Raw genomic sequence first — 26,312 nt, 5'->3', positions numbered from 1 at the left:
AGGGCGGCGCACACCTACCCTCACGCCGATGCCGGTTCGCACTGGGCGTCGGCATCTGTTTGCTGGCGCGTCCTCAAGCGGCGCCAGTCGCGGCGCGCGGGTCAGCCTGTGCGCCGCACCTATTCCCGGTGTTCGTCGCGGTCCACCGGGTTGGGCGGGGGCCAAGGCCCTCGCCTCACTTCTAGAGCACCCGCGCGATGCGGGCTCTCTTTTTCCTTTCAATCGCATTCACGCGCGCGAGCGCGTCCATAGGAGGTGCCGTGATGGCATTTCATCAAACTTTCGGCACGCTCGACGCTGCCGACGCTTCCGGCCTGCGCGAATCTGTGGTTCGCAGTTGGGTCGAACGCAGGCACATTGTTTTGTCCGATCAAGACCGGGACGCCGCGGGACGCGGGCAGACCCGGCTCTTCACGTTCGAAACAATTCTGCAGATCGCTATCGCCGCCGAACTCACCCGGCTGGGCTTCGCATCGGGCCATGCCTGTCGCATGGCACGAAAGTTTGCCCACAGCGGCAATCCCGACCGTCTGCCAGGTCGGCTTTTCCGTGATGGAAAGACGCTGCTGGTTGTGCGTCCCGGGACGGACAATGCGCATGTCGTGCGCGAAACCGACCTGGCAGACGCATTCGCAGTAAGCGGCCCAGATGAAGCCGCGGTGGCGATCGTCGACCTCAACAAAATCTATCGAAACACTGCCGCCCGGCTTCGACTTCCTGTCGAAGATGTCGCGCGGCTTTAGGAGACCATATGACCACTACAGCACAAGTTGTTGCCCTGATCGAAAAGCAGGGTGAAGCCTTTGAGGCCTTCAAGGGAAAGTACGACACGGCCCTCGACGAAACCAATACCAAAGTCGCCGCGCTCCTCGTCGGCGGTGGTGCTGCGGAAGCTGCCAATGACAATGGCAGTGTGATCGCTGCAAAGACCGCCCTTGGCGATTTCGTCAAGACAGGCAGCACTGCAAAGCTCGAGGCCCTCGCGCCGAAATCCGCAATGACCGTCGGAGTGGACGAGGACGGCGGTTTTGTTGCTCCCGCACAGCTCGATGCGCAGATCCTCCACGCGCAGCGGGATCTCTCGCCATTCAGGCGCCTTGCGCGCACGGTGACCACGCGCGCAAACACATATCAGATCCCCTTCAACCTTGGCGGCACCACGTCCGGTTGGGTCGGGGAGACGGCAGGTCGGCCGCAGACGGATACTAGCAAGCTCACTTTGCTGGAATTCCCCGCCGGCGAGATTTATGCCAATCCGGCAGTTTCGCAGCGCATCCTCGACGACGCGCTGGTTAATATTGCTGATTTCGTTATCAATGAGATCGCGGTGGAATTTGATGCCCAGGAATCGGCCGCGTTCTGGTCCGGAGACGGTGTCAACAAACCCAAGGGGCTGCTGACGTACGACACCAGCGATGCTGCCGATGCCACGCGCCCATTCGGTACCATCCAGACCGTCGTCTCGGGCAACGCTGCCGGTCTGGCAGTCGAAGGCATCATTGATCTCGTCTATTCGCTGAAGGCTGGCTATCGCCGCAACGGCAGGTTCCTCGCGAACTCCCGCACGCTTGCTGCCTTGGCGAAGCTCAAGGACGGCGAGGGGCGCCCCCTGCTTCAGCCTGCAATCGCCGAAGGAATCCCAGCTACGCTTCTGGGGCACGCAATCGAGGCCGACGAGGGTCTTCCAGACATTGGCGCAAACTCGACGCCACTTGCCTTTGCGGACTGGAATAGCGCGTATCTTATCAACGACCGCATGGGCGTTCGCCTGCTGCGCGACCCCTATTCGGCCAAGCCCTACGTGCTGTTCTACACCACCAAGCGCGTGGGCGGCGGGCTGCTCGATAGCAACGCTATCAAGCTGCTGAAGATCGCAAGCTCCTAAAAGGAATCCGGCGGGGTGCTGATGGGGCGCCGCTCGCGCCTGAAGCGGTCGATGGCCCGCCAATTACCTCAACCATCGAACCGCAGAGCCAGAGGCCGGGGGATCAACACCCCGGCCTCTTCTATTTTCACGGGGGTATGCGGGTTCGAATGTCTTCCGAGCGGGGGTTGGCTGCCGGCGGGGGGCCCACGCTTTCATAAACCGCAACAAAAAAAGCATTCAGACCGGGGACAAATTTTGAAAACCTGCGGCGTCGCGCGCGTGAGTCCGGCGCCGGTCGTCGGATCGAGGGGTCTGCGAGTTGCGGAAGTCCCTCCCCCTGAGATGGAACGATAAGTGGCCACTTGAGTTGGTTCACTACGGGCCAACCAAAAGTTGACAAAGACAGGTTGTCACCACATATTGTCATCCATTGATGGCTCCGCATGCGTTTGGATCCTTGCCCATCTGGTCTCTGGGGCATGCAAAGGTCGCAAAGCGGCATCAGCTAGCCAGAGCTGTAGGGAGTGTTCGCAACTTCCAGCCATCTAACGCTCCCAGACTTTGACGAGGTTTCGCGCATGCCGCTTTGGTATAGCCGTGGTGACACTCCATATAGTTAGGTCACCATCCCATTGGCATGCTAGATGATGAAAATTCGCACCATCTTCCCAGACGAGAACAAGCTTACCATCGGGCTCGCAAGCGACAAAAGTATAGTTATCGAGTATAGCCTGCACATAAGCATGGGCAGACCTATAGCCAAGTCCTTCAAGCTGCTTTAAGCGCTCCGGCTTAGCCTCGAGATGGGCCAGCCCCCACCCCGACTTTCGACCTTCAACGCCATTCAGCAATCTGACCTCGCCAGGGTGACATTTTCCTGCGAGAGCGATCTCGGTCGTAATCTGTCCCGTTACCGGCCTCCCAGACTTTGAGAACGCAGTGCGCTTTTCTATCGGGAGCGGCTTTTCAATTTGGACGGCTATTACTGCTTTTGCTTCGTTCATTGAACAATGATGAACGATCGCCTGATTGACGCCAAGCGATTTTGCTGAATTGCACACCCATTTTGTTCGCAGAACGTTCTATGAATACAGCCGCCGACGTTAGGGTCGGCTTTTTCCCCACTCGGAGACACCAATGACCACCACACCGATCGACCAGATGGTCGACGAGGCGGCAGCCCATGCCGTCGAGCAGCAGGCCGATAGGGTTGCTGCAAATGACATAGCGGCTCAACGGGCTGGCCGCGAGCACATTGCCTCAGCGGACAGGCTTCCCGGTAAGCCGCACGTCGACCGCAACGCCGCTCAATTCATCAATGCGCGCATCGACGGTGCGGATCTGAAACTTCAGATCGTGCCCGACGATCTTCGGGTCTACGCAGCAGCTATTGAACCGCCTTTTTCGGCCATGTCGAAACTCGTTGGGGACACTTGGACGCCGGACCTTATTGAAAAGACGCTGCACTTCGCCGCACTGCCGGTCGATGATCGCGAGCGGATGGCGAAGTTTTCGCGGTACGGGATCAACACCCAGTTCGGAAACATGCAGAAGAATCCTACGATCACCCGCGCCCTCGCGACCCGCCCTATGGCTCAATACGCGCGGCTGGCTGCCCTTTGTTTGATGGCGGCTTTGCTCGGCATTCCTGACGAAGAAGCGACTTTTTCGGACGAGTCTGATGGCACGCCGTAATCATACGGAGGGGTTCCAGCGGCTCGAAAAGCGTTTGGCGAACATTCCCAAAAAAATTCGCCAAGAAATGGAGAAGGCGCTCATCAAAAGCGGCGAGGAAACCGCCGCAGCGATGAAAGCGCTTGTGCCTGTGGATGATGGCGATCTGCGTGACAGCATTGTTGTCACCCCGCCTGGCGGCACCACTCCACTGCACGGAACAGGCGGATCGAGACACGTACCAGAGGGCGCCGTGGCGGTCACCGCCGGCAACAACGGGGTGCGATATGGGCACTTGGTCGAATTCGGCACGCGCAACGAAAACTACCCGGCACAGCCTTTTTTCTATCCCGGCTTGCGAATGACCCGCACCCGCAACCAGCGCCGGATACGCCGCGCTCTCGGAAAAGCAATAAAGGACTCAAAGAATGGCTGACGATCAGGAACGGCTCGTCGTTCTCTTCGAGGCGCGGCTGACCGACTTCGAGCGGAGAATGCGCGACTCGGTAAGGACCACCCAACGCACTCGTACACAGATTGAACGGGAAGCCGACCGCCTCAAGAAGAACGTCGAAACCAAGTTCTCCAAAATGGGCTCCGGCTTCTCGGGGGCCAGTGTTTTGGGCGCAGCACGCGGCGCGCTCGGCATGGCCGGGATCGGTCTGGGCGCCGGCGCTATCGCCAACCTCGCGTCCGAATGGTCCGATCTCAATTCTCGTGTTGCAAACGCGGTAGGATCGATGAGCCGAGGTGAAGAGGTAATGGGGCGCGTTGCCGAGATGGCCCGCCGCTCCTATTCCTCGCTGGGGGAAACGGCCGACGCGTTCATTCGCAATGCTGATGCGCTGACCGAACTTGGTTACAACACCGGTCAACAGCTCGATATGACCGAGGCACTGAATAATGCGATGATCATCAGTGCGACCCGCGGTCAGCAGGCCGAGTCCGTCATGCGCGCCTGGACCAATGCGCTGGCTCTGGGTGAACTCCGGGGCGAGAACCTCAATTCGGTTATCCAGAACTCGACCCGCCTCACGAAAGCCCTTGCGGACTCGATGGGCGTCTCGACGAACGAACTGCGCCGCCTTGGTGCTGCCGGTGAAATTACCGCGCGCGACATGGTTGGCGTGACGCGCGAACTGGAAAAACTCCGTGCCGAGGCAGACGCGATGCCCGCGACGATTACGGATAGCTTTGTGCTGCTCGGCAACTCGGTAATGCAACTCGTCGGTAATTTCGACCAGGCAACCGGCGCAACCAGCTGGCTCGCCGGCGAAATTATCCTGCTGGCAGATAGCATCGAGGAGGCGGCGAAGCGCTGGAAGGAAGGCGATGTTCCGGTCCTGAAATTCATGGAGGCAGCCGCCGGCCTGTCTCGCGAACTCGGAATCCTGGCTGAACAGGTGGACGACAATCGCGAGGAGTTTGAAATCCTCGACGAGGCGGTGGGCAATGCGCGGCAGCGGCTCATCGAGATGGCCGCCGAACTCACCGTGCTCGAAAACATGCGGGCATTCGCGCCCGAGCTCCCGGGCGAGATTCAGGCTGTTGTCGACAAACTCCTCCTCGGCGAATCCAGCGCCGAAGAAGCGCGCATCGCCTTGCTTGATCTTGCCAGTACGAATCCCGATTTCGGATTGGTCATAGGCCAGTTGGCCGGCGTTGCCGCTGAACTCCGCACCGTCACTGCTGCCGCAAACGAGATGCACGCGGCGTTGAACATGCCCGGCGGTCCGACTGGTGATGGTGCTGGCCGTGGTGGCGCCGGGGCATCGCGGCGGGCACGCATTGAGGCCGAGGAGGCCGCTGCGGCGTACCTTGCCGAGCAGGATCGCCTGTTGGGACTAACGCGAGAGCAATTGACGCTGGAGCAGGCCATTACGGCCGAGAAGGAGCGGGCTGCGGCTGCTGGCGTGACCTTGGGCGATGCTGAGGCGAAGCGCTTGGCGCAGTTGCGGATCTCGCAGTCGGCGCGGTCGAGCGGCGGTGGTGGTGGCAATCCCGTCGAGCGGTTTGATGGCGACATGGCGCGTTATCGCGAGCGCATTGCCCTGCTGAAGATGGAAACCGAGCTTCAGCGTGGCCTCAATCCTCTGGTCAACGACTATGGCTATGCGCTCGAAAGGGCCCGAGCCCAGCACGAGTTGGAGAACGCGGCAGCCAAGGCGGGGCTGGCCCTTACTCCTGAGAGGCGAGCCGAGATTGAGAAGCTGGCAGAATCCTACGGCACCGCTACCGCCAACGCGGCCCGGCTGGCCGAAGAGCAGAATGCAATCGTCAAACAGATGGAGGACATACGCGCCGCTGCTGAAGACGCGCTGAGCACGATCGTCCAAGGGTTTATCGACGGAAAAAGTGCCGGCGAGATCTTTGGTCAAGTGCTGTCGAACCTTGGATCGCAGCTCCTGAATCTCGGCATCAGTAACCTTGGCAATCTGCTGTTTCCCACCCCCGGCCTGGGCGCGGCCACCGGCGGCTATATCTCCGGCCCTGGGTCAGGAACCTCCGATAGCATTCCGGCCCGCCTGTCGAACGGCGAGTATGTGGTGAATGCCCGGCAGACGGCCAAGCACCGCGAGTTGCTTGACGCGATCAACTCCGGTGCATTGCCGGGGTTCAAGAATGGTGGATTGGTCGGACTGAAAGCTCCGCCTATGCCCCGTATCCCCCAAATAGCGCCACAGGCCGTTAAAGGAGGTGAGAGCGTGAGTGTCCCCATCAACATCACCATCGACGCAACCGGGGCGGATGCCGCCGGGTTGGCACGGCTGCACGGTAAGTTGGCGCAGTTCCAAGCGGAACTGCCACACCGTATTCGACGGGAAATTTTGGATCGCGGCAAGAAGTGGATTTGAGTGGATATGGCTATTCGTGCAGTGCTGGACGCCAGCGGGCTAAAGATCAGCAAGCCTGGCTTCGATGCCGACTCGACGGCTGAGGCGAACCTGAACTTCAATTCAGATTGGTCTGCGTTCGGCGTTTTTCTCCAGGATACTCACCAGGTCAACTGGCCTGTGCTCCCCCTTAGCCAAGACATTGGTTCCTACTCCCACGACGTCAACTACGGCACCACATTCACCACCCCGCCCGTGTTCCATGTCGAGGTGGAAATCGGCGGCGTCTGGCGCGTGATAGGCGGGTCTTCGAGCGACGCGCGGCTTCGCAGGGAGATCCGCATCTATGACGGCGGCAGATGGTCACGAACGGCTTTCTTCAACTTATCGGTCGGGTCGACAGAGACCGAGCTGCAGATCAGGGGCGATTTCGATGTCGGCGGGATCTATGCCCAAGATCGGTTCCAGCCACCCAATCTGTTGCTGAGATATACGGTTTTTTCCTACAATTTTTGAGCAGAGGGACGCCGTTCCTACCCCGGCCGGATGACGATCCGGCCGGGGTATATCGCGCGCCTAAGTACGAGGCGACGATGGCAAGGGCGAGATTGCTCCGCCCAGTCTTTTCTAGGAGGTGTGACACGGTTTGCTGCAATAATAGCAGCCATTGGATTGTGAGTAATACACCCTTGCTGCCCGCACAGCCGACTTGCAGTCAGCGTGCCATCCTAGATCTTGCCTGTTCCAGAAATCGGGTCCATGAGCGCAGGTTGTCTCATGAACCTCATGATCGCCGTTGGCCTGAGCATTTTTGTTGACGATGTAGTTTGGCATCTTCGCCCCCTCACTTATGCCGGGTGGGATCGACCAATTTGTAGGTCGAGCCGGGCTTGGGGGTGGGAGGGAGGGGTTCGCCGCGCACCACCGTACGCTCAGGGCCACTGCCCCCGCGAGGGCCGCGAATCTCGTATTGACCCGAACGGGGAGCCTTTTGACCCGGTTTCAAGTAGCGAGTAGTCATAATTGATAGTCTTTCATGCTCTGCCGGTGGTTGACGGAAGGCCGCCCAGCATGAAAGCTTTGACTGGCCCTCCGCCCACCAAAGGCGGTTGAGGTTGCTATCGGGGGCCAGGCGCTCCGTCCAAAGATTGTCTGGCCTTCGATCCTCAAAGCATTTTCGATTCTCATGCGAACCGTCAATCGGGCGAAATCGACTATCCCTAGTGCTCAAGAATTCATCACGGGCTAAATATAGTGGTTTTAGCTGTGGATAGCGAGAATATCGTGCAAACGGCAATATTTGTTCGTAAGCTGGCTGGCACCTTCCAACATCATCAGAATTAACGAAGTACTGCGTGCAAAACACTCGGCAAGTATTTGAATTTGCTATGAATTTCTATCAAGCAAGAGAATGAAAAAAGCGCCCGTCCGAAGTCAAGCGACATTTTACTCGCCCAAACCTCATTTCTTGTTTGGAACAAGCGATTCCTAGTGGAAAAGCAGTGCACAACCTGTTGCGTGCAGGAAATTTGCGAATCAGGAACTAGCCTTTTTGAACCGGCTGGACTTTTCAGACTGCCCCAGCTCTATAAGGCGCTTCCATTTTAGCTCGCGCTCGGCTTTTTCAGCAGCACGGTGCTCGGCCATCATCTCAGCATGTATAGCTTGGAGTTCAAGGTGGAACCGGTGGACGCTCATGCCTTCCGCATCTTGGCTCTGCCGCTCTACCATCAAATACCAGATGTCTTTTCCACCCGAGACAGGGGCAAAAAATCTCTTGGTTACAACTACTGGTCCGAGGTGCTCGATACCGATTGGATCGATGATGACATCTCCGACGTGGGGAACTGTTGCGAAGTGCTGGAAATCCCAATCCCCAAACGGGGCCAACTCGCCGTCTTCGTAGCCGATCAAGCGAATGGATGGCTTAAATCCATCCATCTCTATGAATTGAGTTACCGCAGCCGGACGCCGGGTCCGTCGCCGTTCGGCTCTATAAACACGATGCCGCCATCCTCCAGCGCCTGTACCACCGCACGGACGTTATTGGGCAGCCCGGAAGCAGGGCCCTCGCTTGCCTCCATCCTGCGGAGCGTCGGCAACGAGATGTGGGCGGCGGCAGCTAGTGTGGCCTGATCCAGCCCAAGCAATACCCTGGCTGCCGCGATCTGCCGTCCCCAAACATGATTGTTTTCGCTCAAATTGATTAAAACCTATTGACAAGCGCTCAATTTGATATATTCCTATCACGAAGAATGGAATATCTCAAGAGGAGCCCATCACCATGCCCCAATATATCGACGGCGCCGCCGCAAAGCTGCTGAGAATCGGTCGTGTGCTCGATCAACTCGCTGACGAGAGTAATGGCATCCCCGATGCCGCGATGGACATACTCACCAACGCCCAGTTCGACATCCACGAAATTTTGATGAACTACCCGGTTCGCGACCGGAGCGACCTGTCGGCAAAGTTCGACCTACTCGGCGATCTAACGCGGGATGGGGAAACATACTATATGGAGACCGATCTGATCGAACGCGCCAAGGCTGATTTGAGAGAAATACAGCTCCGCGACCGGGAAGAGATGGCCCTATTGGTCTGCCGGGCGACCGACCACCAGACCGCAGAAACCCAAGCCGCCTAACCCACCCCAACGCCGCCTCGCGCTACCACGTCCGTACCCACGCGGTCGGATGGAGCCTTCAGTGATGCGGGCTTACCGGGGCGGCGCAATGGAATAGGTCGGCCAGTGCTCTATCGCCCACGGGCCATCAGCTGGTTGCCGACCAGCCCCATCGCTTCGGCGGTGGGGTTTTTCATGCGCCATTCATGCGCCACGGAATCCCCGCCAACGCTAGAAAACCCTGAAAAACCGGGGAATTCTCGTTAATGAAATGGCGCATGAAAACTAGATAAACTAGCTTGCCTGTATCGCGTAGTGCGTTGATTTTATTGGAATTTTTGTGGTGCCGGCAGCAGGACTTGAACCCGCGACCCTCTGATTACAAATCAGATGCTCTACCAACTGAGCTATACCGGCCATGGCCAGCTAGCTAGCACCAGTCCCGCACCGATGCAAGCGATCCCCGCGCGCCCTGCCCGGCGCTGGCCTCCAGCCCGCTTCCTATGCTACACGCGCCCCATATGCACGGCGTGGGACATGGAGAGCGGGCCTTGGCACTTTATACCGATGGCAAGGTGGCGTTTGTGGCGTCCGATGCGGACGAGGCGCAATCGGCCCGGGCCGATCTGGTGGCGCGCCATGGCGATTGCGGCATCAAGAACGCCTCCATCGTCGTGGCGCTGGGCGGCGACGGGCTGATGCTGGAAACCCTCCACCGCGTCATGGATAGCGGCGTGCCGGTCTATGGCATGAATTTCGGCTCGGTCGGGTTCCTGATGAACGAATTCAGCCCCGACGCCCTCGACGTCCGGCTGCGGGCCGCCATGCCGACCACCATCCACCCCCTCAAGATGCGCGTGACCACCGCCGATGGCAACGTCGCCGAGGCGCTGGCCCTCAACGAGGTGTCGCTCTACCGCTCGTCCTATCAGGCGTCCAAGATCGAGATTCGCATCGACGGCGACGTGCGGCTCGACGAACTGATCTGCGACGGGGTCATCGTCGCCACCCCGGCCGGTTCCACCGCCTACAATCTGTCCGCCCACGGCCCGATCCTGCCGATCACCGCCCCCCTTCTCGCCCTGACGCCGATTTCCCCGTTCCGGCCGCGCCGCTGGCGGGGGGCGATCCTCTCGAACCGCGCCAGCATCACCTTCCGCACCCTCGAGGCCAAAAAGCGCCCCACCAGCGCCGTCGCCGACAATGTCGAGTTCGAGGACGTCCTCGAGGTCCAGGTACACGAAGACCGCCGCCATTCGGTGACGCTGCTGTTCGATCCCGGCCACAGCCTCGACGAACGCGTGCTGATCGAGCAGTTCAGGTACTGATCAGGCGGCCGGCAGCGCCAGCTTTTCCTTGCTCATATCGGGCACCATGGCCATCTCTGGCGCCTCCTCGGCGAAGGCGGGCATGACTCCGCGCGCCGCCAGCCGGGCCAGCGCGATATTCTGCTCGTTGAGATAGGCGAAGGCCTCGTCCAGCGAAGCGGGCATATCCCCGCCATGCTCGACGATCAGTTCCTCGATGAGGATCGACACCACATAGTGCCGCGCCGATATGTCGTCGGCGAGATCGGCGCGTCGCGCATGCTGCACCAGCCGCGCCAGGAGGCTGCGCACCGCCGGCGAAAACCCGCAGCGGGCGAACAGCGCCTGCAGCGCCGCCCGGCTGCCGCCATCAAGCAGGGTGAACACCTTGCGCCGCGGCGTCTCTGCCAGTTGCGCCAGGGCGTCGGCGAAAAACAGCACCCGCCCATGCACGAGCGCGTGCAGCATCAGCCGCGCGCTGATCTTGTCGCTCTCGGCCAGCGTCGCGATGAAGCGGTGCTGCTTGAGGCCGGCCTCGCGTTCGCCGATCGCCGTGGTCGCCCCGTCACAGGCATCGCGCAGGATGCGGTCGAGCCGGCGCGGCTGGATGGCCCCCTTGACGATGCGCAACCCGGCCAGCGCCTCGCGCACGCAGTCGAGCAGGTGCAGCCGGGCCAGCCCGGGGAGGTCGCGCCGCTTGAGCATGGCGCCCCGCACCGGGGCATCCTCGCCCCATCTTTCGGCGAGTATGAGAAAATCGTCCTCGGGGATCGCGATATCCTCGCGCTGGATGACGCGGATCGCAAGGTCCGGATTGCCGAGCCGCAGCAGCGCCAGCGCCACCCGCTGGCTCAGTCCCGGCCGGGCCGTGATCACCGGCAGCATGTCGGGATCGCCGGAGCGGATGATGCCCATGAGGTCTGCATCGAGCAGCACGGGAGAAAACTGCACCACCGCCCGCGAGATCACCGGCGCGTCCTGGGCCAGCGACAGCATGATCGGGCGCGGCGCATGCTCGGAATGCAGCAGCCCATAGGCCAGCGCCGCCCGCACCTTGACCGAAGCATCGTCGAGGAAATTCATCAGCGCCGCATAGAGCGCGGCGTGCTCGTCGTCCGGCCCCGTATGAGCCAGATAGGCCCGCGCCGCCAGATGCGCCGCCTGCCCGCGCTCCTCGCTGTCGCCCGACCGGGAGAGTTCGACATAACGCTGGTAGGCGACCATACATTCCCCCGGGTCAAGGCGAGCCGTTCATCGGCGCCGCCCTAGAGTGAGATCAGGAAAAGTTGCAGACTTTTCCGGTTCGATCTCACGATAAAACAAAGACTTAGAGTCTGATTCCGATTCAACGAAGCGGAATCAGACTCTAGCGGGCAAGATTTAAGGATTGGTTCACCATGCCGCCAGCGCTATTGGCCGCTGTAGAAGCCGCTGAACAGCACCCGCCCCGGCACCGGCTCGGCGGTGGAGACCGGCGAGGTGGTCTCTGGGGCGGCCTGGGTCGAGAACAGCGAGGTGAACGAGACCCCCGGGGGGATCACCGGCCCCAGGTCGCGCTCGACGCGGGACGGCAGGTCCGGCCCCTGGCTGGCCATCTGCTGCGCTGCGAAGGCGGCGTTGGACGGTCCCGTGCCCCCATGGCGCGCCACCAGCACCTGATAGACCTCGCGCACGCTGCGCGGCTGGCCATTGTGGTAGAAAATCGTCGGATTGGCCGCCGCCGGGCGCGGAAAGGCCGAGGCGGCATTGGCTTCGGGGCTCTGCAACCCGAGCTCGAAGAACCGCTCCGCCCCCCGCCGCCCGAGGAAATGGGCGATATAGAGTTCGCCCGGGCTGGGCATCCGGCCGAATTTCTGCGTCAGGTATTCGCCGTTGGAGCGGGTGAACGCCGCCGCCAGGTCCGCCGAGACCTGCGGATCGAAGCGCAGATCGAGGATCTGCTGCCGCGTCGCGGCATCGGCGACGAAGAACTCGCCATCGGCCTCCTGAATGCGGTCGGCGAAATCGCCATAGCCCAGTCGCGGCCCATGATCCTTCATCACCTCGAGCCACGTGCTCTCGATGAACTGGAACAGCCCGCTGGCGCTCGACGTCCGCGCCTTGGCGGCCGGGTTGAGGCTGCTTTCGCGCATCGCCGTCTGCAACAGATAGTCGAAATCTACGCCATTGCGCGCCCCGGCCCGGTCAAGGGCATAGGCGATGGCCTGCGGAATGTCGGCGATTGGAGAGACCATGGCGGGCTGCGACTCGAAGGGCGATCTTATGGTAAACAAAGCCCTAACGAGGTTAACCTCCGGTTAACCGGCGACCCAGCGCGTCGTCAACGCCTTGGCGTCGGGGCGCTCGCGGTCCTCCAGCGTGGTCTGGGGCGTGCCGATATGGACGAAGCCGACGAACTGCTCGCCCTCCTTCGCCCCCAGCATCGCTGCCGCCGTCTTGTCGAAGGCGAACCAGCGCGTCACCCAATGGGCGCCGAACCCCAGCGCATTGGCCGCGTGGCAGAGGTTGAAGCAGGCATTGCCCGCCGCCATCAATTGCTCGAACTCCGGAATCTTGACGTGTGGTGCGGCCGTCGAGATCACCCCCACCGTCAGCGGGGCGGGCAGGAACTGCCGGCGCTCGGCCTCGAGTTGCTCTTCGCTGCGCTCGGGCCATTTGGCCCTGGCGATCTCATGCAGCCTTTCGCCCACCGCCTCGCGCGCCGCGCCCTCATAGAGGACGAAGCGCCAGCGGGCCAGCTTGCCGTGATCGGGCACCCGGCTGGCGATGGTCAGCATCTCCTCGATCTGGGCGGCGTCCGGTCCCGGCTCGGCCAGGAACGGCGCCGTCACCGTGCGGCGGGTCAGAAGATAGTCTCGAACTGCGGTATTGATGCTCATGATATCGGCTTGGCTCCCAGCTTGCTCATCGGGCCGGCTTATGACACAGCTTTTCCCCAATCCAGGGTTATCTCTCGCGCAACCCTCGTGGGATGGATCAAGACCTAGGCACCTGTCTCGATTCCATCAAGACCGATGCTCCGGCGCAAATTGGTAGAATTATGCGGCTGCCCTTCCTTTTCGTTCTCGGCCTTCTCGTCCTTTCGGCGCTGCCCGCCTCCGCACAGGAGATCGACGAGAGCGTCACCTCCCCGGTTCCGCCCCTGCGTCCGGCCGAATTCGGCGGCCCTGAGAACGCGGCCGGCGATACTCCCGAAGCGGGAGACGACGATATCGGCCCGGACGTGCGGCCCGATTTCTCCGCCATCACCACGCCGCAGCCGGTCACCCTCTCGGCGCGGCTGAGCGACAATGGCCCGTTCATCTCCGATGGCCTGGTGTGGCGCGTATTCGACACCCGCGTCGACGACGCGGGCGAACTGGCCCTCGTCGCCAAATCCGAGGAGGCCACCGCCACGCTCAGCCTGCCCCCCGGCGAATACGTCACCCATGTGGCCTATGGCCGCGCCCAGGCCAGCGATACCCTGTTCGTCGAGCCGGGCCCCAACACCTATACCATCATCTTCGAGGTCGGCGGGCTCGAGCTCAACGCCATGGTCTCCGGCGACGTGCCCATTCCCCCCGCCCTGCTCGATTTCGATGTCTATGCCGAAGGACCGGACGGGCGCATGACCATCGCCGAGGATCTGGCGCCCGGCGAACTCATCCATCTCAATGCCGGCATCTATTCCGTGGTCTCCCATTTCGGCGCCATCAACGCCGAAGTGCGGTCGGAAATCCGGGTCGAGCCCGGCCAGGTGACCCAGGCCATCCTCTATCACCGCGCCGCCCAGGTTTCCCTGCGGCTGGTGTCCGAGGAAGGCGGCGAGGCCATCGCCGATGTGGAATGGACCATCAAGTCCGGCAGCGGCGACACGCTCTTCACCGATATCGGCGCCTTCCCCTCCACCGTCCTCGCCACGGGCGACTATCTCGTCCTCGCCAAGCTCGGCGACAAGGTCTACAACCGCCAATTCCAGGTCGCGCCCGGCGCGCCGCGCAACGTCGAAATTCTGACCAGCCTCAACTAAAACCGATAAAAAAAGCCCCGGCGGGAACCGGGGCTTTGTCTCAACGGGCGGTGTTGCGCCTGATGTCGGGCGGGGTCACCGCCGCTTCCATGTCCGCCACCGCCTCGGCGACGGGCTTCACCGTCTGGCCCTGGCTGCCAAGCTGGCGGATGGAAACGGTCTTTTCCTCCGCCTCGCGCCTTCCGGCGACATAGATGAACGGCACCCGGCCGACCGAGTGCTCGCGCACCTTGTAGTTGATCGACTCGTTGCGCGTATCGACCTCGGCCCGGATGCCGCGGGCCCGCAGGTCGGCGGCCACCTCATGCGCATAGGCGTCGGCATCAGAAACGATGGTGGCGACCACCACCTGCACGGGTGCCAGCCACAGCGGCATGCGCCCTGCATAGCTCTCGATCATCATGCCGAGAAACCGTTCGAGCGAGCCCAGGATCGCCCGGTGCAGCATGACCGGACGCTGGCGCGACCCGTCCTCGGCCACATAGGAGGCCTCCAGCCGCTCCGGCATCACGAAGTCGAGTTGCAGCGTGCCGCATTGCCACGACCGCCCGATGGCGTCCTTCAGATGGAATTCGAGCTTGGGGCCATAAAACGCCCCCTCGCCCTCGGCGATTTCGAAATTGCGGCCTGTCGCCTTGAGTGCGTCCCCGAGGCTCTTTTCGGCCAGGTCCCACACCGCATCCTCGCCGGCCCGCGTCTCCGGGCGCGTCGCGAGGAGAATTTTGACGTCCGTGAACCCCATATCCTCATAGACCGAATCCAGCAGCGCGCAGAATTTCTCCGTCTCGCTCTGGATCTGGTCGACGCGGCAGAAGATATGCGCATCGTCCTGGGTCATCTGCCGCACCCGCATCAGCCCATGCAGGGCCCCATGCGCTTCATTGCGATGGCAGCAGCCGAATTCCGCAAGCCGCAGAGGCAGATCGCGGTAGGACTTGATGCCCTGATTGAAGACCTGCACATGCGCCGGGCAGTTCATGGGCTTCAGCGCCAACAGGTTGGCGTCGGCGGAAATCACCGGCTGGTCGCCCTCGGTGGTGGGCGTCTCGTCGGGCACGACGAACATGTTCTCGCGGAACTTGCCCCAATGGCCCGACTTCTCCCACAGCTTGTTGTCGAGCAGCTGCGGGGTCTTGATTTCCTTGTAGCCCGAGGCGTCCAGCCGCCGGCGGATATAATCCTCCAGCGCGTGATACATCACGAACCCCTTGGGGTGCCAGAACACCGATCCCTGCGCCTCGGGCTGGAAGTGGTAGAGGTCCATCTCCTGCCCGATCTTGCGGTGATCGCGCTTTTCGGCCTCCTCGACCATATGCAGATAGGCGTCGAGCTGCTCCTTAGTCGCCCAGGCCGTGCCATAGATGCGGCTCAGCACCTCGCGATTGGAATCGCCGCGCCAATAGGCGCCGGCCACCTTGGTCAGCTTGAACGCCTTGCCCACATCCTTGGTCGAGCGCATATGCGGCCCGCGGCAGAGGTCGAACCACTGGCCCTGCTTGTAGATTTTGAGCTGCTGGTCCTCGGGAATGGCGTCGATCAGTTCGACCTTGAACTGTTCCCCCTTCGCCCCGAACACCTTCTTGGCCTCGTCGCGATCCCAGACTTCCTTGGTGAATTCGGCCCCGCGATCGACGATCTCTTCCATCTTCTTTTCGATCTGCCGCAGCTCGTCCTCGGAAAAGGGCTCGCTGCGGTAGAAATCGTAATAGAACCCGTTCTCGATCACCGGGCCGATGGTCACCTGCGTATCGGGCCACAGCTCCTGCACCGCCTCGGCGAGGACGTGGGCCGCATCGTGCCGGATCAGTTCCAGCGCCGCTTCGTCGTCGCGCAGCACGAATTCGATCCGCCCATCGGCGCCCAGACTGTCGGAAAGGTCGGCCATCTCGCCGTCCCAGCGCATGGCGACGGTCTTTTTCGCCAGCGACTTGGAGATGCCCTCGACGATGGTGGTCCCGGTGGTGCCTTTGGCGTATTCACGCACTGCACCATCGGGGAACGTCACCTTGATCATCTTGGATCTCCATCACTTGTGTGTCGCGCGCCCACTGCGCGCAAGGCGGCTTGATTAGCACGATTGCGCCCCAATTCCAGCCCTTACTTGCCCTCGCCCCAGCCCCAGCCTCCCTTCTCCCCTCGTGGGAGAAGGTGGATCGGACCGGCAGGTCCGAGACGGATGAGGGGGCCGCTGCCTCTCTCCACCCACCGCCGCCCGCAAAACCTCTCACCGCCACCGCCCATAGCGCCATGGCAGATACCAGCGCGCCTGCTGCGGCACGGCGTCGGGCACCGGATCATAGCCATGAGTGCCCCCCGGCCGGCAGCGCCACAGCCGCCCCGCCCCCATCCAGCCGCCGGGCCAGAACCCATGCGCCATGATGGCGTCGCGGGTGAATTCCGAGCAGGAGGGCGCGTGCCGGCAGGTCCGGCCGGCGAGCGACGAGAGCGTGTAGCGATAGGTCTGGATCAGCACCCAGGCCGTCCATTTGAACGGCCAGTCGATGACCGCCCAGAACCGGCCCATCACACCCCGGCCCGCTCGAGCGCTTCGGCCACCGCGTCGAAGACCAGCAGCGTCGAGGCATGGCGCGCCGGAAAGCCGCGCACCGGCTGGAGATATTTGAGATCGTCCCAGCGCCCTTGGGGGGGCGGGCCATCAGCCTTGAGCATGGCGGTCACCGCCTCGCGCAGGGCCCGCAATTCGGCGGGCGTCGACCCCACGATATGTTCGGCCACGATCGCCGCGCTGGTCTGGCCCAGCGCACAGGCCTGCACATCGGCGCCATAGGCGGCGACATGGCCGTCCTCCAGCGCCAGGTCCACCGTGATGGACGAGCCGCACACCCGCGAAACCTTGCGCGCCGTCCCATGCGGCGCATCCAGCCGCGGCATCTGCCGCGCCGCGCCCGCGATCTCGAGGATGCGATTGCTATAAAGGTCGGAAAATTCCATGCTACGCCGCTATCCAGGGCAAACGAACCCATTGTTCGGGATTTGTTGCCAACTGCTTTCTTGTCCAAAGACCCTTATCGCCTATATAAGGGGCCAAGCGTCGGGCTGCAAAATCATATTGGCCGATCGCAACCCTGTGGCGTATGGGACCCTGTGTCTCCGCCGCAGCCAGGGGAATCGCTATCTATGGACATCAACGTCAAGCCAAAAACCGCCACCCCGACCGCGCTCGATCGCGTCATCGATCGTCCGTCGCGCGCCGAGGCCGAGGCCGCCGTGCGCACGCTCATCGCATGGGCCGGCGACGATCCCGACCGCGAGGGCCTGCTCGACACGCCCCGCCGCGTGGCCGACGCCTATCGCGAATTCTACGCCGGCTATGATGAAGACGCGGGCAAGATCCTCGAGACCACCTTCTCGGAAGTCGGCGGCTATGACGATATCGTGCTGGTCCGCGACATCCCGTTCAATTCCCATTGCGAGCACCACATGGTGCCGTTCATAGGCAAGGCCCATATCGCCTATCTGCCCCATGACGGCGTGGTCGGCCTGTCCAAGCTCGCCCGGGTGACAGACGTGTTCGCCCGCCGCCTGCAGACCCAGGAAAACCTCACCGCCCAGATCATCGAATCGGTCAACGAGGCGATCAATCCGCGCGGCGCGGCGGTGATGCTCGAGGCCGAGCACATGTGCATGTCCATGCGCGGGGTGCGCAAGCACGGCTCGTCCACCATCACCCACCGCTTCACCGGGGTCTTCGCCGAGGACCGCCAGGAGCAGGACCGCTTTTTCGCCCTCGTCCGCGCCGGACGCTGAGTCCCGCCCCATGACCCGCTTCGCCGATCCGCAATCGCTGGACAAGGCCGAGCTCGAATCGGGCGCGGTCTTCGCGCCCCGTTTCGACGCCAATGGGCTGGTCACCGCCATCACCCTCGAGGCGGGCAGCAATGACGTGCTCATGGTCGCGCATATGAATGCCGAGGCCATCGCCGAGACGCTGCGCTCGGGCTATGCCACCTATTGGTCGCGCTCCCGCGGCACCCTGTGGAAGAAGGGCGAAAGCTCCGGGGAATTGCAGCAGGTGGTCGAGCTGCGCACCGATTGCGACCAGGACGCCATCGTCCTCGTCGTCAACCAGCAAGGCCATGGCGCCGCCTGCCACACCGGCCGCAAGAGCTGCTTTTACCGCCGCATCGTCCTCGTCGATGGCGAGGCCCGGCTGGAAGATTCCGGCACGCCCCGCCTCTTCGATCCCGCGACCGTCTACTCCAAATAAAATTCTAGCGGCGTCGCCGGGCGTCGAGCAGCGAGGGCAGCAACAGCCCCAGCACGAATCCCCCGATATGGGCTTCCCAGGCAATGGCGATATTGCTGCCCGTCACCATGGGCGCCAGCCCGATCACGACGTTGATTCCCATCCAGAACAGGATGAAGGTCCGCGTGCGCCCATTGGCGAACACCCCGCCGAGAGACGCCGTCCGGCGGCCCAGCGGCACGATCTCGCCGGTCTCGGGATGGCGCCCCACCACGACCGGCTCGAAGATGAATCGCATCGCCGCCCCGGTCAGCGCCGAGACCCCGCCCGAGGCCCCGATCAGCACCGCGAATTGCGGCACGATCAGCACCGTCACCGCCGCCTGCACCAAGGCCCCGGCCAGCGCGCCGAGGAGAAAGACGATCAGCAATCCCCCCGCTCCATAGCGCCGCGCCACCGGCGTGCCGAAAATCGCCAACCAGGCGGAATTGAAGATCAGATGCGTGTAGTCGACATGGAGAAACGCATGCGTGAACCCCGACCACAGCAGCGGCCAGGCCCCGCCCGGCCATTGGCTGGCGGCGACGAAACGATCGGGAATGAAGCCGAACCAGATCCGCAGATTGCCCAGCCCGTACTGGTCGAGGGCGAGGCTCGCGGCCACATGCACGGCCCACAGCACGCCGATCAACACCGTGATTGATCCAGGCAGGTTGAATATGGGTTGCCGCTGGTCTTCGCCTGGCTGCCCGGAAGGCTCTGTCATCGGTTTATCCTTTAGTTCTCAGCGACATAGCGCAGGCTGGCTCGCTTATCCACACCGGGGCCGTGGAAATTAACCTTAATGATTGTTTAAGCGCGATTTCGCGCAGCGATTTTGGCACTGTTGCGTTGTACCGCGAAGACCCATCGGCGCGGCCCAGTTGAGGATATGGCAGGCAAAATGCAACAGCGCAGCACCAGGACGCTCTATTCGTATTGGAACGAGATCCGCGGCGCCCGTTCAACCCCGGAGCGCAGGGATATCGACCCGACGCGGATAAGGGAAGCCCTGGCCCATACCTTCATCCTCGAATCGCGCGATGGGCTCGAATTCGATTTCCGCCTCGCCGGCTCCCATATCTGCGCCGCCTATTGCCGCGAGCTCAAGGCACGGCGCTTTTCCTCCCTGTGGTCGCCGCGCGACCATGACGCGCTCGAAACCCTGATGCGCGCCGTCACCGAGGACCACGCCGTCGCCCTCGTCACCTTCGAGGGCCGCACCGAGCGCGGCGAAAGGCTCAGCTTCGAGCTGGCCCTCTTTCCGCTGCGCCACAACGGCGTCACTACCTCGCGCATGATGGGCGGGCTATCCGCGCTCGATACCCCCTATTGGCTGGGCATCCACCCCATCATGGAGCAGCGCATCACCGGATTGCGGCTCATCTGGCCCGACGATCGCGACACGGTCTCCCCGCAGGGCTATGCCACCGCCATGATGGACGAGATCGCCGCCGCCATGAATGATTCGGGCATGGGGGTTCCCGCCACGGTCAGCGGCAATTCGGCCCGCCGCTACGCCCATCTTTCGGTCATCGACGGCGGCAAGGCCTGAAACACCGCCTTTTCGCCAAAGGTTTGCCCCTGCCCTTACCCTCCGTTAACGCTAGCGGACATAAGCTGGCTTGACGTCATGGGATGGAAAGCAGGCGGGGTTCATGCTCATCAATGATTCGGTCATCGGGAAAATCGCGTCGCCTGCCCTGGGCGATGACGAGGGCCGATTCCAGGGTGTGAGGGTTTCGATCCTCGGCCGCTACATGCTGGCCGACCGCCGCGAATTCCCCTGCCAGATCATCGAGATGTCCCCCGGCGATGCCTATGTCATCGCCCCGGTCAGCGGCCGGGTGGGCGAGAAGATCATCATCTATCTCGATCACCTGGGGCGCGTCGAGGGCACCATCCTCGAACAGAAGGATGGCGGGTTCCGCATGGACCTCGTCGCCTCCCCTCGCAAGCGCGACAAGCTGGCCGCCCAGCTCACCTGGCTGGCCAACAAGGACCTGCTCAACCTGCCCGAGGACCGGCGGCATGAGCGCGTCGTGCCCGATATCCGCCATTCCTCGATCCGGCTCGAGGATGGCCGGCGCTACAATTGCAAGATCACCGACATCTCGCTGTCCGGCGCTGCCGTCGAGATCGAGGTGCGCCCGGCTCTGGGCACGCCGATCACCCTGGGCCGCATGCGCGCCCGCGTCGTGCGCCATTTCTCCGACGGCATCGCCGTGGAATTCGCTTCGGTGCAGGAAATGCTGACCGTCGTGCAGCAGAACCTGCGGGTCAACTGACCGCCGCTCGTTTCGCCCCGCCCAGCCACTGCACCACCAGCGCCGCGAGCGAAAACGGCACCACGCCCAGCGCCACCAGTTGCATCGTCTCGACCCCCTCCACCGCGAAATGCCCGCGCTGGGTGTTGAGCAGCAATTGCGCGACGGTCTGGAAGCCCACATGCAGCCCGATCGTCGTCCACACCGATCCCGTCATGCCCCGGACGATCCCCAGCACCAGCGCCACGAAAAAGAACATCACCAGCCGGTCGGTGGCGAAGGCGGCCGAGAAGACCGACCACAGCACGGCGCCCCACAGCGCAAACAGCGCCGCCTGCGCGAAGATCGCCGGCCAATGCCCCATGCCCGCTTCGAGATTGGTCTGGATATAGCCGCGAAAGGCCAGTTCCTCCGGCAGGGCCTCGTAGAGAAAGACCAGCACGATCAACAGCGGAACGAACCCCAGGATGTCCATGATCGACGCCGTGGGGGTGATGGTGGCCCAGCCCATGCCGATGACCACCGCGAACCCCAGCGCCGCCGGGATGAGAAAGCCCGCTGCCCCGATCAGCACCTGCCTCACGGCGTCCGCGTCGAAGGCGAGGCCGAGGCTGGCAACGCTCTCCCGGTCGATCAGCCGCCGCGCCGCCACCACCATCGGCACCGCGATGGCCGTGGCCAGCACGGCGCGCCAGATATGGCTGCCCAGACTATAACCCTCCGGGGTGCTCAAGGCCGCTCCCAGCGCCAGCCAGATCGCGATCATGGCCAGCCACACAAGGCCGGCGCGCAGATAAGGCGAAGCGGTTGGGGTCATGTCGATCCTCCCTGTTGGCCGACCCTATCAGATTCGCCTTTCTCCGCGTGGTGAACCGATCCTTAACTCCAGGGGCGGTATGCTGCGCCCAGTCGCGCGAAGCACGGCCGCTAGGGGGCGGGGTCGGACAGCGCAGCCAGCCGCGTATCCTGGATGGTGAAAGTCATGCGTATCAGAAAAAAGGCTGCGGCCGTCGCCCTCAGCCTTGCCGCCCTCTCCACCCTTTCCGGGTGTACATCGCTGTTCGGCGGGTTGTTCGGAGCCCGCAATCCCCATGAATGCATGACCCGGGTCATGTATTTCGAATCCAACCGCTCCAGCCCGGACGGCATGCTGGCGGTCGGCACCGTAGTAATGAACCGCGTCGGCTCGCATCATTTCCCCAGCGATGTTTGCTCGGTGGTCGGGCAGAAGAACCAGTTCGCCTCGGGCGTGCTCACCCGCAAGATGACCGAGCCGCGCAGCCTGCAGCTCGCCTCGCAAATGGCCCAGCGGGTCCTGCGCGGCGAACGCCATCCCGGCGTGCAGGACGCCATGTATTTCCACACCGCCGGGCTGAGCTTTCCCTATCGCAACATGCACTACGTGCTGGTCGCCGGCGGCAATGCCTTCTATGCTAGACGTTAATCCACCAAGGCGCATGCCTAACAGGCTGTAAAACAAGCCGATAAAACACGTCTAAAAACTGCGTTGCAGTTTTCGGATCGGCGAAATCGGCCATCTCTATCGTGATCTCCGTCGGGGAGATCACGAAAATGAAAACCACATCGATCCTTGTTTCGGGCCTTGTCGCCCTCATCGCATCCACCGCCGCCATGGCGCCCGCCGCGGCCCAGCAGGTGGCCAGCCTGCATCCGGCCTTCGCGTCGACGGCGGACCTGACCTCTATTCCGGTCGGCCACGCCGAATTCTGCGCCCAGCGCCCTTATGAGTGCCTGCCCATGGCGCCCGCCGCCCCGGTCGCCCTGACCGACGCGCTGTGGACCGAGTTGCAGCAGGTCAACAACCACTACAACACCACCGTCACCGCCATGAGCGACGCCGATCTCTATGGCACGGAGGAATTCTGGACCTATCCCACCTCCGGCTATGGCGATTGCGAGGATTTCGCCCTCGGCAAGCGCGCCACCCTCATCGAGCGCGGCTGGAATCCCGCCAACCTGCTGATCGCCGTGGTCAGGCAGCCCAATGGCGAAGGGCACGCCGTGCTCATGGTCCGCACCGATCGCGGCGACCTGGTTCTCGACAATCAGGAAGGCCTGATCAAGCTGTGGACCGATACGCCCTACACCTTCCTCAAGCGCCAGTCCCAGGCCCATGCTGGCCAATGGGTCGATATCCTTGACGCCCGCGACGGCATCGTCACCGCCACGGCCGGATATTAAGCAGAACTCACTGGATCGCCCCGACAGGCGAAAACTCGAAGGGCCGGCGCTCCCCGACAGGAAGCCGGCCCTTTTTTTGCCGTCCCTCAGGCGAGTTGCGTCACCGAGATATAGGTGCCCACGAACATCAGCCCGGTGACGAAGCTCCAGCCGAAGGCGATGGTGGCCGCCAGCAGGATATTGAGCGTCGAAACGCGCCCGCTGCTGTCCGACTGCATGCCCAGCCGCAGCATCAGATAGGGTCCGCAAATAAAGACCACGAACAGGCTGACGATATTTTCCAGCCCGTTGCTGCCCTCGACCCGCAGCCCGGCCACCTTGCGGGCCAGTTGCTGGTAGAGATGCGTGCCGGTTCCGGCCACGCTCAGACCGATTCCGATCAGGAACAGCGCCAGCAGAAACTGGGTCACACGCAAATCTCCCATTCGCGTTTACGTTTTGTTAAACATAATCGAGGCCAAACTCGCTGTCATGGCCCGGATTTTTCTATGGTTAATTTGAACAGCCTTCCCCTGCGCCGCCCCGCCGATGCCCCCCTCTCCCCGGGCGCGGTTCTCTATGGGCTCGCGGCAAGCCTGCTCATCGCCGCCCTTCTCGGGCTTGGCGCCATCCATATGCTCAAGGGATATTTTTCCGGCCTTGCCACCAGCGCCGTCGCCCCGGGGCTGGCCGCGATTCATCAGGTGGTGATCGGCGCCCAGCGCTACGCCATGCCGGCCGGGATCATGGTCGATCCGGCCCAGCGCCGCGACGGCTTTGCCGAGCGCGTCGATCTTTCCCTCGCCCTGCCGCTCGGGCCCGATGGCCGGTTGAGCGATGTCGACATCACCCTGATGCCGCGCGGACGCGTGCGCACCAGCGCCGCCCTGCTCGACAGCGTCTATCTGCACCAGTTCTCGGAAGAGCAATTGTCGGGCGTGCCGGGGCTCGTGGGCAAGCCGCTCGATTTCGACGCCGGAACGCGCGGGGAAACCGTCTGGTACGACCCCCTGAGCGCCAATCCCTTCGTCGCCAAATGCATGACCCCGGTGGAGATGCGCCCCGACGAGCGCACCTGCCTGCGTGTCATGAGCCTCGCGGACCGCAATTCGGCGATCGTCAGCTTCGCGCCCTCGGCCCTGGCCGAATGGCGCGCGTTCGACAGGGTCATCGAGGACGCCCTCGCCACCCTGCGGCTTTAAAAAGGCTCAGACCTCGTCGAGGTCGATATCGAGGACCGAGATCTGCACCATATAGGAGCGCTCGCCCTCGTCGTCATCGACATAGATGAGGCCGATGAACTCGTCTCCGAGATAAAGCTCCACGGAATCGTCCTGCTTGGGGCGGGGACGCACGTCGATCGACGCGTTGCCGAACTTTTTCTGCAAGTACTTCTGAAGCTTGATGATCTCGTCGTGGGTCACAAAAGTCTCCGGGCGAAGGGTTGAGGGGCTGCACCACGCGGCCGCCGCCTGCCAACGCACTCACTGGTTTCGAACTGGGAACGGCGCGACTGTAATCATCATGAGCCATAACGCAATGGTGGCCGAAAACTTTCCCCGGCAACTCGCATGCGATCGGCAAATCAATCGCGCGGCACCATGACGATCTGGTCCATCACCGTGGCCGGCTGGCTGCATCCGGCCTCTCCCACCACCTTGGCGGGCACGCCGGCCACCGTGGTGCGCTCGGGCACTTCCTTGAGCACCACCGAGCCCGCCGCCACGCGCGAGCAGTCCCCGACCCTGATATTGCCCAGGATCTTGGCGCCGGCGCCCAGCAGCACGCCATTGCCGATCTTGGGGTGGCGATCCTCGTCGGCCTTGCCCGTGCCGCCCAGCGTCACATCGTGCAGGATCGACACATGGTCGCCGATCACCGCCGTCTCGCCCACCACGAACCCCGTGGCGTGATCGAGCATGATGCCCTTGCCGATCCGCGCCGCCGGATGGATATCCACCTGGAACACCTGGCTCGACCGGCTCTGGAGGTAATAGGCGAGGTCCCGCCGCCCGCTCCGCCACAAGGCATGCGCGAAGCGGTGCGTCTGGATGGCCTGATAGCCCTTGAAGAACAGGAACGGGTCGATGGCCCGATGGCAGGCCGGATCGCGCTCCAGCGTCGCGGCGAGGTCGGCCCGCGCCGCGGCCCCGATCTCGGGCGCATCGATGAGCACGTCCTCGAAGGCCTGGCGGATGAGGTCGGCCGGCACGTCGGAATGATCGAGCCGCGCCGCCAGCCGATGGGCCAGCGCCGATTCGAACCCGCCATGGTTGAGAACGCTCGACACCACCATCGCGGTCAGCGAGGGTTCCGCGTCGCAGATGCCGCGCGCCTCGACCAGCATCGCATCCCAGACGGGATCGACGGTCTTGAGGTTGGCGGACGTCTTGACGCTGCTCGACATGGTCGTCTCCTTGGCACCGATTGGCGCGAACCCACCATATAGGCGAATTCTCTATCTCAGACAAAGGCCCGCGAAGGAAATTGGTTCACTTTTGCCTCAGAGCCTCTAGGCGGGATAAACCCGGGCCAGAAAGGCGAGCGCGCCGCGCTTGAACTGCGGATCGCCGGTCGCCCGCATATGGTCGCGCCGCGCGATCACCAGCGCCTCTCCCCGCGGCAGCATGTCGGCCAGGGGCTGGGCCGGCCCGCCCACCACGTCCTCGCTCCCCACCGCCACCAGCACCGGCACCTCGATCCTCTTGAGGTCCTCGACCGCCACCCGCGTCCGCGAGCCGCCCATGCACGCCGCCAGCGCCTTGAGGTCGCTCTTGGTGTGCTCGGCAAAAATCCTGAACTGCCGCCCGGTCGGATGGGTCACCTGCGACAGCGAGTCGGCCTCGAGCGCCGCGATGATCTCCTCGCTGTCCAGCGTCGGGGTCGGCATATTGGCTCCCAGCCCCCCGAAAATGGCGCAGGCGACCTTTTCCGGGTTCTGGATACAGACGAAGGCGCTGATCCGCGCGCCCATGGAATAGCCCAGCAGCGCCACCTTTTCGAAACCCAGATGGTCGATGAGGTTGGCGACGTCGCGCGCCATGTCCTCGGCCCCGTAAAGCGCCGGGTCATAGACCTTTTCCGACTGCCCATGGCCGCGATTGTCCAGCGTGATCACCTGATAGCCGGCCTCGATCAGGGCCTCGACCCAGCCGGTCGCCACCCAGTTCACCACCCCGTTCGATCCGAACCCGTGCACGGCGACGACCGGCGGCCCTTCCCCATGGACTTCATAGGCGAGCGTCAAACCTTCGGATTGAAAAACCGGCATAAGGGATTCTTTCGATTCTGGTTTTCCCCTCAT

General features: G+C 62.9%; 28 protein-coding genes, 1 tRNA gene and 1 pseudogene. 16 read left to right on the top strand and 14 right to left on the bottom strand.

Annotated elements, in window-relative coordinates:
* The first annotated feature begins 263 nt into the window (after nucleotides 1–263).
* The 6 genes from DVH29_RS02885 to DVH29_RS02860 all read left to right on the top strand — a co-directional run bounded on the left by DVH29_RS02885 (nucleotide 264) and on the right by DVH29_RS02860 (nucleotide 6,891).
* On the top strand, nucleotides 264–743 hold the full coding sequence (locus tag DVH29_RS02885) for a hypothetical protein (protein WP_114644641.1): 480 nt from the start codon (nucleotides 264–266) through the stop codon (nucleotides 741–743).
* A gap of 8 nt (nucleotides 744–751) precedes the next feature.
* Nucleotides 752–1,885 carry a phage major capsid protein gene (locus DVH29_RS02880; RefSeq protein WP_114644640.1) on the top strand — a complete coding sequence of 378 codons (1,134 nt, stop codon included), beginning with the start codon at nucleotides 752–754 and terminating at the stop codon, nucleotides 1,883–1,885.
* Nucleotides 1,886–3,004: 1,119 nt separating this feature from the next.
* Nucleotides 3,005–3,562 carry a hypothetical protein gene (locus DVH29_RS02875; RefSeq protein WP_114644639.1) on the top strand — a complete coding sequence of 186 codons (558 nt, stop codon included), beginning with the start codon at nucleotides 3,005–3,007 and terminating at the stop codon, nucleotides 3,560–3,562.
* Nucleotides 3,549–3,977 carry an HK97-gp10 family putative phage morphogenesis protein gene (locus DVH29_RS02870; protein WP_114644638.1) on the top strand — a complete coding sequence of 143 codons (429 nt, stop codon included), beginning with the start codon at nucleotides 3,549–3,551 and terminating at the stop codon, nucleotides 3,975–3,977. The genes DVH29_RS02875 and DVH29_RS02870 overlap by 14 nt, the downstream gene beginning before the upstream one ends.
* Complete coding sequence (locus DVH29_RS02865) at nucleotides 3,970–6,396, top strand: tape measure protein (protein ID WP_114644637.1); 2,427 nt, start codon at nucleotides 3,970–3,972, stop codon at nucleotides 6,394–6,396. The genes DVH29_RS02870 and DVH29_RS02865 overlap by 8 nt, the downstream gene beginning before the upstream one ends.
* 6 nt (nucleotides 6,397–6,402) lie before the next feature.
* On the top strand, nucleotides 6,403–6,891 hold the full coding sequence (locus DVH29_RS02860) for a hypothetical protein (protein ID WP_114644636.1): 489 nt from the start codon (nucleotides 6,403–6,405) through the stop codon (nucleotides 6,889–6,891).
* 1,020 nt (nucleotides 6,892–7,911) lie between these two features.
* Here DVH29_RS02860 and DVH29_RS02850 read toward each other — a convergent pair.
* Complete coding sequence (locus tag DVH29_RS02850; RefSeq protein ID WP_114644634.1) at nucleotides 7,912–8,289, bottom strand: hypothetical protein; 378 nt, start codon at nucleotides 8,287–8,289, stop codon at nucleotides 7,912–7,914.
* 370 nt (nucleotides 8,290–8,659) lie between these two features.
* Between DVH29_RS02850 and DVH29_RS02840 the strand changes: the two genes are divergently transcribed.
* On the top strand, nucleotides 8,660–9,019 hold the full coding sequence (locus tag DVH29_RS02840) for a hypothetical protein (protein ID WP_114644632.1): 360 nt from the start codon (nucleotides 8,660–8,662) through the stop codon (nucleotides 9,017–9,019).
* A gap of 320 nt (nucleotides 9,020–9,339) precedes the next feature.
* On the opposite strand, the gene DVH29_RS02835 is transcribed toward DVH29_RS02840, so the two are convergent.
* A tRNA-Thr gene (locus DVH29_RS02835) sits at nucleotides 9,340–9,415 on the bottom strand.
* Between the two features lie 104 nt (nucleotides 9,416–9,519).
* Here DVH29_RS02835 and DVH29_RS02830 point away from each other — a divergent pair.
* Nucleotides 9,520–10,326 carry an NAD kinase gene (locus tag DVH29_RS02830; RefSeq protein ID WP_199562507.1) on the top strand — a complete coding sequence of 269 codons (807 nt, stop codon included), beginning with the start codon at nucleotides 9,520–9,522 and terminating at the stop codon, nucleotides 10,324–10,326.
* Here the strand turns inward: DVH29_RS02830 and DVH29_RS02825 are convergent, their stop codons facing one another.
* The 3 genes from DVH29_RS02825 to DVH29_RS02815 all read right to left on the bottom strand — a co-directional run bounded on the left by DVH29_RS02825 (nucleotide 10,327) and on the right by DVH29_RS02815 (nucleotide 13,184).
* Nucleotides 10,327–11,529, bottom strand: coding sequence for a DUF2336 domain-containing protein (locus DVH29_RS02825; protein ID WP_114644630.1), 1,203 nt, complete (start codon nucleotides 11,527–11,529; stop codon nucleotides 10,327–10,329).
* A gap of 185 nt (nucleotides 11,530–11,714) precedes the next feature.
* The gene (locus DVH29_RS02820) at nucleotides 11,715–12,539 is read right to left on the bottom strand and encodes a transglycosylase SLT domain-containing protein (RefSeq protein WP_114644629.1); all 825 of its coding nucleotides are present in this window, start codon (nucleotides 12,537–12,539) and stop codon (nucleotides 11,715–11,717) included.
* Nucleotides 12,540–12,602: 63 nt separating this feature from the next.
* On the bottom strand, nucleotides 12,603–13,184 hold the full coding sequence (locus DVH29_RS02815) for a nitroreductase family protein (protein ID WP_114644628.1): 582 nt from the start codon (nucleotides 13,182–13,184) through the stop codon (nucleotides 12,603–12,605).
* A gap of 161 nt (nucleotides 13,185–13,345) precedes the next feature.
* On the opposite strand from DVH29_RS02815, the gene DVH29_RS02810 reads away from it, so the two are divergent.
* Nucleotides 13,346–14,314 (top strand): RgsD C-terminal domain-containing protein, encoded by a 969-nt coding sequence (locus tag DVH29_RS02810; RefSeq protein ID WP_114644627.1) that lies wholly within the window; start codon nucleotides 13,346–13,348, stop codon nucleotides 14,312–14,314.
* Between the two features lie 40 nt (nucleotides 14,315–14,354).
* Here DVH29_RS02810 and thrS read toward each other — a convergent pair whose 3' ends face one another.
* The 3 genes from thrS to DVH29_RS02795 form a co-directional block, all read right to left on the bottom strand.
* Nucleotides 14,355–16,328, bottom strand: a complete 1,974-nt coding sequence (gene thrS / locus DVH29_RS02805; RefSeq protein WP_114644626.1) for a threonine--tRNA ligase — start codon at nucleotides 16,326–16,328, stop codon at nucleotides 14,355–14,357.
* Between the two features lie 210 nt (nucleotides 16,329–16,538).
* Nucleotides 16,539–16,838, bottom strand: a complete 300-nt coding sequence (gene yidD, locus DVH29_RS02800; protein ID WP_114644625.1) for a membrane protein insertion efficiency factor YidD — start codon at nucleotides 16,836–16,838, stop codon at nucleotides 16,539–16,541.
* Nucleotides 16,838–17,266: an iron-sulfur cluster assembly scaffold protein gene (locus DVH29_RS02795; RefSeq protein WP_114644624.1), complete on the bottom strand. Its 429-nt coding sequence runs from the start codon at nucleotides 17,264–17,266 to the stop codon at nucleotides 16,838–16,840. Before DVH29_RS02795 ends, yidD begins: the two co-directional genes overlap by 1 nt.
* Nucleotides 17,267–17,452: 186 nt before the next feature.
* On the opposite strand from DVH29_RS02795, the gene folE reads away from it, so the two are divergent.
* Together folE and hisI are read left to right on the top strand one after the other, a co-directional pair.
* Entirely contained in the window at nucleotides 17,453–18,082 is a 630-nt protein-coding gene (gene folE, locus DVH29_RS02790; RefSeq protein ID WP_114644623.1) for a GTP cyclohydrolase I FolE, read from the top strand.
* Between the two features lie 10 nt (nucleotides 18,083–18,092).
* Nucleotides 18,093–18,542 (top strand): phosphoribosyl-AMP cyclohydrolase, encoded by a 450-nt coding sequence (hisI, locus tag DVH29_RS02785; RefSeq protein ID WP_114644622.1) that lies wholly within the window; start codon nucleotides 18,093–18,095, stop codon nucleotides 18,540–18,542.
* 4 nt (nucleotides 18,543–18,546) lie between these two features.
* Here the strand turns inward: hisI and DVH29_RS02780 are convergent, their stop codons facing one another.
* Nucleotides 18,547–19,287: a rhomboid family intramembrane serine protease gene (locus tag DVH29_RS02780; RefSeq protein WP_114644621.1), complete on the bottom strand. Its 741-nt coding sequence runs from the start codon at nucleotides 19,285–19,287 to the stop codon at nucleotides 18,547–18,549.
* Nucleotides 19,288–19,464: 177 nt separating this feature from the next.
* Between DVH29_RS02780 and DVH29_RS02775 the strand changes: the two genes are divergently transcribed.
* Nucleotides 19,465–20,115, top strand: a complete 651-nt coding sequence (locus DVH29_RS02775; protein WP_158541534.1) for a PAS domain-containing protein — start codon at nucleotides 19,465–19,467, stop codon at nucleotides 20,113–20,115.
* Nucleotides 20,116–20,218: 103 nt separating this feature from the next.
* Nucleotides 20,219–20,848 carry a PilZ domain-containing protein gene (locus DVH29_RS02770; RefSeq protein WP_114644619.1) on the top strand — a complete coding sequence of 210 codons (630 nt, stop codon included), beginning with the start codon at nucleotides 20,219–20,221 and terminating at the stop codon, nucleotides 20,846–20,848.
* Here the strand turns inward: DVH29_RS02770 and DVH29_RS02765 are convergent.
* Nucleotides 20,841–21,644, bottom strand: coding sequence for a CPBP family intramembrane glutamic endopeptidase (locus DVH29_RS02765; RefSeq protein ID WP_114644618.1), 804 nt, complete (start codon nucleotides 21,642–21,644; stop codon nucleotides 20,841–20,843). The two genes, DVH29_RS02770 and DVH29_RS02765, sit on opposite strands and share 8 nt — an antisense overlap.
* A 276-nt stretch (nucleotides 21,645–21,920) precedes the next feature.
* Between DVH29_RS02765 and DVH29_RS02760 the strand changes: the two are divergent.
* Nucleotides 21,921–22,268 (top strand): annotated as a pseudogene (locus DVH29_RS02760) (cell wall hydrolase); the annotation flags it as partial.
* Between the two features lie 131 nt (nucleotides 22,269–22,399).
* Nucleotides 22,400–23,029: a transglutaminase-like cysteine peptidase gene (locus DVH29_RS02755; protein ID WP_114644676.1), complete on the top strand. Its 630-nt coding sequence runs from the start codon at nucleotides 22,400–22,402 to the stop codon at nucleotides 23,027–23,029.
* A gap of 86 nt (nucleotides 23,030–23,115) precedes the next feature.
* Here DVH29_RS02755 and DVH29_RS02750 read toward each other — a convergent pair whose 3' ends face one another.
* The gene (locus tag DVH29_RS02750) at nucleotides 23,116–23,439 is read right to left on the bottom strand and encodes a DUF6949 family protein (protein ID WP_147275985.1); all 324 of its coding nucleotides are present in this window, start codon (nucleotides 23,437–23,439) and stop codon (nucleotides 23,116–23,118) included.
* A gap of 78 nt (nucleotides 23,440–23,517) precedes the next feature.
* On the opposite strand from DVH29_RS02750, the gene DVH29_RS02745 reads away from it, so the two are divergent.
* Nucleotides 23,518–24,210 carry a hypothetical protein gene (locus DVH29_RS02745; RefSeq protein ID WP_147275984.1) on the top strand — a complete coding sequence of 231 codons (693 nt, stop codon included), beginning with the start codon at nucleotides 23,518–23,520 and terminating at the stop codon, nucleotides 24,208–24,210.
* A 6-nt stretch (nucleotides 24,211–24,216) separates the two neighbouring features.
* Here the strand turns inward: DVH29_RS02745 and DVH29_RS02740 are convergent, their stop codons facing one another.
* From DVH29_RS02740 to DVH29_RS02730, 3 genes are all read right to left on the bottom strand, one after another.
* On the bottom strand, nucleotides 24,217–24,432 hold the full coding sequence (locus DVH29_RS02740) for a DUF3126 family protein (protein WP_114644615.1): 216 nt from the start codon (nucleotides 24,430–24,432) through the stop codon (nucleotides 24,217–24,219).
* A 161-nt stretch (nucleotides 24,433–24,593) separates the two neighbouring features.
* Nucleotides 24,594–25,415, bottom strand: coding sequence for a serine O-acetyltransferase (gene cysE / locus DVH29_RS02735; protein ID WP_114644614.1), 822 nt, complete (start codon nucleotides 25,413–25,415; stop codon nucleotides 24,594–24,596).
* A 105-nt stretch (nucleotides 25,416–25,520) separates the two neighbouring features.
* Nucleotides 25,521–26,279, bottom strand: coding sequence for an alpha/beta fold hydrolase (locus tag DVH29_RS02730; protein WP_114644613.1), 759 nt, complete (start codon nucleotides 26,277–26,279; stop codon nucleotides 25,521–25,523).
* Nucleotides 26,280–26,312 lie beyond the last annotated feature (33 nt).

Source organism: Pelagibacterium lacus, assembly GCF_003345525.1.
Lineage (GTDB): Bacteria > Pseudomonadota > Alphaproteobacteria > Rhizobiales > Devosiaceae > Pelagibacterium > Pelagibacterium lacus.
This window is presented reverse-complemented; position numbering and strand designations above follow the sequence as displayed.

Excerpts from the sequence above, each read along its gene's own strand:
- DVH29_RS02730 (WP_114644613.1), bottom strand. The coding sequence starts at position 26,279 with ATGCCGGTTTTTCAATCCGAAGGTTTGACGCTCGCCTATGAAGTCCAT.
- DVH29_RS02820 (WP_114644629.1), bottom strand. The coding sequence starts at position 12,539 with ATGGTCTCTCCAATCGCCGACATTCCGCAGGCCATCGCCTATGCCCTT.
- DVH29_RS02745 (WP_147275984.1), top strand. The coding sequence starts at position 23,518 with ATGGTTAATTTGAACAGCCTTCCCCTGCGCCGCCCCGCCGATGCCCCC.
- thrS (WP_114644626.1), bottom strand. The coding sequence starts at position 16,328 with ATGATCAAGGTGACGTTCCCCGATGGTGCAGTGCGTGAATACGCCAAA.
- DVH29_RS02865 (WP_114644637.1), top strand. The coding sequence starts at position 3,970 with ATGGCTGACGATCAGGAACGGCTCGTCGTTCTCTTCGAGGCGCGGCTG.
- DVH29_RS02880 (WP_114644640.1), top strand. The coding sequence starts at position 752 with ATGACCACTACAGCACAAGTTGTTGCCCTGATCGAAAAGCAGGGTGAA.
- DVH29_RS02870 (WP_114644638.1), top strand. The coding sequence starts at position 3,549 with ATGGCACGCCGTAATCATACGGAGGGGTTCCAGCGGCTCGAAAAGCGT.
- DVH29_RS02755 (WP_114644676.1), top strand. The coding sequence starts at position 22,400 with ATGAAAACCACATCGATCCTTGTTTCGGGCCTTGTCGCCCTCATCGCA.
- DVH29_RS02815 (WP_114644628.1), bottom strand. The coding sequence starts at position 13,184 with ATGAGCATCAATACCGCAGTTCGAGACTATCTTCTGACCCGCCGCACG.
- DVH29_RS02770 (WP_114644619.1), top strand. The coding sequence starts at position 20,219 with ATGCTCATCAATGATTCGGTCATCGGGAAAATCGCGTCGCCTGCCCTG.
- DVH29_RS02830 (WP_199562507.1), top strand. The coding sequence starts at position 9,520 with ATGCACGGCGTGGGACATGGAGAGCGGGCCTTGGCACTTTATACCGAT.
- folE (WP_114644623.1), top strand. The coding sequence starts at position 17,453 with ATGGACATCAACGTCAAGCCAAAAACCGCCACCCCGACCGCGCTCGAT.
- DVH29_RS02875 (WP_114644639.1), top strand. The coding sequence starts at position 3,005 with ATGACCACCACACCGATCGACCAGATGGTCGACGAGGCGGCAGCCCAT.
- DVH29_RS02860 (WP_114644636.1), top strand. The coding sequence starts at position 6,403 with ATGGCTATTCGTGCAGTGCTGGACGCCAGCGGGCTAAAGATCAGCAAG.
- DVH29_RS02765 (WP_114644618.1), bottom strand. The coding sequence starts at position 21,644 with ATGACCCCAACCGCTTCGCCTTATCTGCGCGCCGGCCTTGTGTGGCTG.
- DVH29_RS02795 (WP_114644624.1), bottom strand. The coding sequence starts at position 17,266 with ATGGAATTTTCCGACCTTTATAGCAATCGCATCCTCGAGATCGCGGGC.
- DVH29_RS02775 (WP_158541534.1), top strand. The coding sequence starts at position 19,465 with ATGCAACAGCGCAGCACCAGGACGCTCTATTCGTATTGGAACGAGATC.
- DVH29_RS02825 (WP_114644630.1), bottom strand. The coding sequence starts at position 11,529 with ATGGTCGCCTACCAGCGTTATGTCGAACTCTCCCGGTCGGGCGACAGC.
- DVH29_RS02840 (WP_114644632.1), top strand. The coding sequence starts at position 8,660 with ATGCCCCAATATATCGACGGCGCCGCCGCAAAGCTGCTGAGAATCGGT.
- cysE (WP_114644614.1), bottom strand. The coding sequence starts at position 25,415 with ATGTCGAGCAGCGTCAAGACGTCCGCCAACCTCAAGACCGTCGATCCC.
- hisI (WP_114644622.1), top strand. The coding sequence starts at position 18,093 with ATGACCCGCTTCGCCGATCCGCAATCGCTGGACAAGGCCGAGCTCGAA.
- DVH29_RS02780 (WP_114644621.1), bottom strand. The coding sequence starts at position 19,287 with ATGACAGAGCCTTCCGGGCAGCCAGGCGAAGACCAGCGGCAACCCATA.
- DVH29_RS02885 (WP_114644641.1), top strand. The coding sequence starts at position 264 with ATGGCATTTCATCAAACTTTCGGCACGCTCGACGCTGCCGACGCTTCC.
- DVH29_RS02810 (WP_114644627.1), top strand. The coding sequence starts at position 13,346 with ATGCGGCTGCCCTTCCTTTTCGTTCTCGGCCTTCTCGTCCTTTCGGCG.
- yidD (WP_114644625.1), bottom strand. The coding sequence starts at position 16,838 with ATGGGCCGGTTCTGGGCGGTCATCGACTGGCCGTTCAAATGGACGGCC.